The organism is Bradyrhizobium sp. INPA03-11B, from assembly GCF_040446015.1.
GTDB lineage: Bacteria > Pseudomonadota > Alphaproteobacteria > Rhizobiales > Xanthobacteraceae > Bradyrhizobium > Bradyrhizobium macuxiense_A.
Genome location: NZ_JASGSR010000248.1, coordinates 1 through 2,827, shown reverse-complemented (window position 1 = coordinate 2,827; position 2,827 = coordinate 1). Strand labels below are relative to the sequence as shown.

1 protein-coding gene and 1 pseudogene are annotated in these 2,827 nt (G+C 62.9%); both read left to right on the top strand.

What is annotated here, in order from left to right; all coding sequences use genetic code 11:
- Window positions 1–12: 12 nt before the first annotated feature.
- Window positions 13–2,382: an LPS-assembly protein LptD gene (locus QMZ05_RS40640; RefSeq protein WP_353705862.1), complete on the top strand. Its 2,370-nt coding sequence runs from the start codon at window positions 13–15 to the stop codon at window positions 2,380–2,382.
- Between the two features lie 200 nt (window positions 2,383–2,582).
- A pseudogene (locus tag QMZ05_RS40635) lies at window positions 2,583–2,827 on the top strand (peptidylprolyl isomerase); the annotation flags it as partial.

Sequence of the window (2,827 nt, the reverse complement as noted above, 5' to 3'; positions counted from 1 at the left end):
ACCGCGTTCGTCATGGTCAGCGCGCTCGACGTCGTCACGTCGACGCCGGCTGCCGCGCAGGCGTTCACCTACAATCCGCGTCCGCCGAAGCCGGTCCGCCCGCCGGCCAAGAATGACGGGCAGATGCTCGTTCAGGCGACCGAGGTCGATTACGACTACAACAACTCGCGCATCTCGGCGGTCGGCAACGTCCAGATGTTCTACAACGGCACCAGCGTCGAGGCCGACAAGGTCATCTACGACCAGAAGACCAAGCGTCTTCATGCCGAAGGCAACATCCGCATGACCGATGCGGAAGGCAAGATCACCTACGCCAACATCTTGGACCTCAGCGACGACTACCGCGACGGGTTCGTCGATTCGCTGCGCGTCGATACGGAAGACCAGACCCGCATGGCGGCGACCCGCGCCGATCGGTCGAGCGGCAATTACACGGTGTTCGACAACGGCGTTTATACCGCCTGCGCACCCTGTAAGGATGATCCGAAGAAGCCGCCGCTCTGGCAGGTCAAGGGCGCGCGCATCATCCATGACCAGACCGAGAAGATGCTCTATTTCGAGAACGCCCAGCTCGAGTTCTTCGGCGTTCCGATGGCGTATCTGCCCTACTTCTCGACGCCGGATCCGACGGTGAAGCGCAAGAGCGGCTTCCTGATGCCGGGCTTCACCAGCTACACGGCTTTCGGCTACGGCGTCGAAATTCCCTATTACTGGGCGATCGCGCCTGACATGGACGCGACCTTCAGTCCGCGCATCACGTCCAAGCAGGGCGTGCTGATGCAGACCGAATTCCGCCAACGTTTCGCGGACGGCGCCTATCAGATCCGGCTTTACGGCATCGACCAGCTCGACCAGAAGCAGTTTACCGGCCAGCCGGGCGACCGCCAGTTCCGCTGGGGCGTCGACACCAAGGGCCAGTTCGCACTGAACGACAAATGGGTCTGGGGCTGGGACGGCGTCCTGCTGTCCGACTACTTCTTCATGTCCGACTACCGGCTCGCCCAGTACAAGGACCCGTTCGGATCGTTCCTGTCGCTGCCGACGGAAGCGATCTCGCAGCTCTATCTGACCGGGGTCGGCAACCGCAGCTTCTTCGATGCGCGCGCGATCTATTATCTCAGCTACTCGGGTAACCAGAACCAGGTCCCGGTGGTCGCGCCGGTGATCGACTACAACAACGTGATCAACCAAAACATCCTGGGCGGCGAGTTCAGCTACAAGATGAACTTCGTCAACCTGACCCGCGAAACCGCGGTGTTCGATCCGATCACGACGACAGCCAACACCAACAGCCTGTGCTTGACCACGTCGGCCGATCCGATGGCGCGCACGCCGTCGCAGTGCCTGCTGCGCGGCATGCCCGGCACCTACACCAGGCTGACGGCCGAGGCGCAGTGGCGTAAGTCCTACACCGACCCGTTCGGCCAGATCTGGACGCCGTTCGCGAGCGTCCGCGCCGATGCGATCAATGCCGACGTCTCGAACCAGCCCGGCGTTTCCAGCTACCTGCCGGTCGGCGACACCCAGACGGTCCGCCTGATGCCGACCGTCGGCCTCGAATACCGCTACCCCTTCATCAATGTGCAGCCGTGGGGCACGACCACCGTCGAGCCGATTGCGCAGGTCATCATCCGGCCCAACGAACCCAATGCCGGCAAGCTTCCGAACGAGGACGCGCAGAGCCTGGTGTTCGATACCTCGAACCTGTTCGCGGTCGACAAGTTCTCCGGCTACGACCGCGTCGAGGGCGGCAGCCGCGCCAATGTCGGCGTGCAGGCCACCACGCAGTTCGACCACGGCGGCGCCATCAAGGGGATGTTCGGACAGTCCTACCAGATGTTCGGGATGAACTCGTTCGCGGTCGCCGACGTCACCAACACCGGAATCGACTCCGGCCTGCAGAACCCGCGCTCGGACTACGTCGCAAGCCTCGCCTACTCGCCCAACCGCACCTACACCTTCAGCGTCCGCTCGCGGATGGATGAAGCGACCTGGAACATCAACCGGTTCGAGGCCACGGCGAGCGCGAATTTCGACCGCTGGTCGGTCGCCGTGACGTATGGCGATTACGCAGCGCAGCCGGAACTCGGCTACCTGACGCGCCGCGAGGGCATCCTCACCAGCGGTTCGATCAAGGTGGCCTCGAACTGGGTGGTTCAGGGTGCGGCGCGCTGGGATCTTGAAGCGAACAAGATCAACCAGTATGCCTTGGGCGCGGGCTATGTGGACGACTGCTTCGTGCTGGCTGCCAACTACGTCACGTCCTATACCTACCAGGCCGGTTCGCAGCCGCCCGTCCTCAGCCACGCGATCATGTTCCAGATCGGGCTGCGGACGATCGCCCAGACCTCCACGACCAGCAGTTCGGCTGGCATGCAGTAGCAAGTGAGGGCCTACCAGGGGGGCTTGTATTGCCCGCGGGCCTGTGGCCCCGGCTTGAATTGGTTTAAACGGCTGACATGACCATACCAACGACCGCTAGCCCGCCAACGCGCCGCCACTCGCTCGTGTTGAGCTCCCTGCTGGCTCTTTTCCTCCTGCTGGGGGGCGGCGCGCGCCTGCACGCCCAGACCATCGCCGTGATGGTCAATGGCGAACCGATCACCAATTTCGACATCGAGCAGCGCGCCAAGCTGAACGCCCTGACCGGCGGCAAGAACCCCGATCGAAAGGCCATCCTCGACGAGCTGATCGACGAGAAGGTGAAGATCAAGGAAGCCAAGAAATTCGGCGTCGATCCCACCGCCAACGACATCGAGCAGTCGTATGGCGGCATGGCGCAACGGATGCGGCTGAACAACGATCAGCTGACCAAGGTGCTCGAGAG

Bases quoted from the DNA above. Each gene is read 5' to 3' on its own strand.
- QMZ05_RS40640 (WP_353705862.1), top strand. From the start codon at position 13: ATGGTCAGCGCGCTCGACGTCGTCACGTCGACGCCGGCTGCCGCGCAG.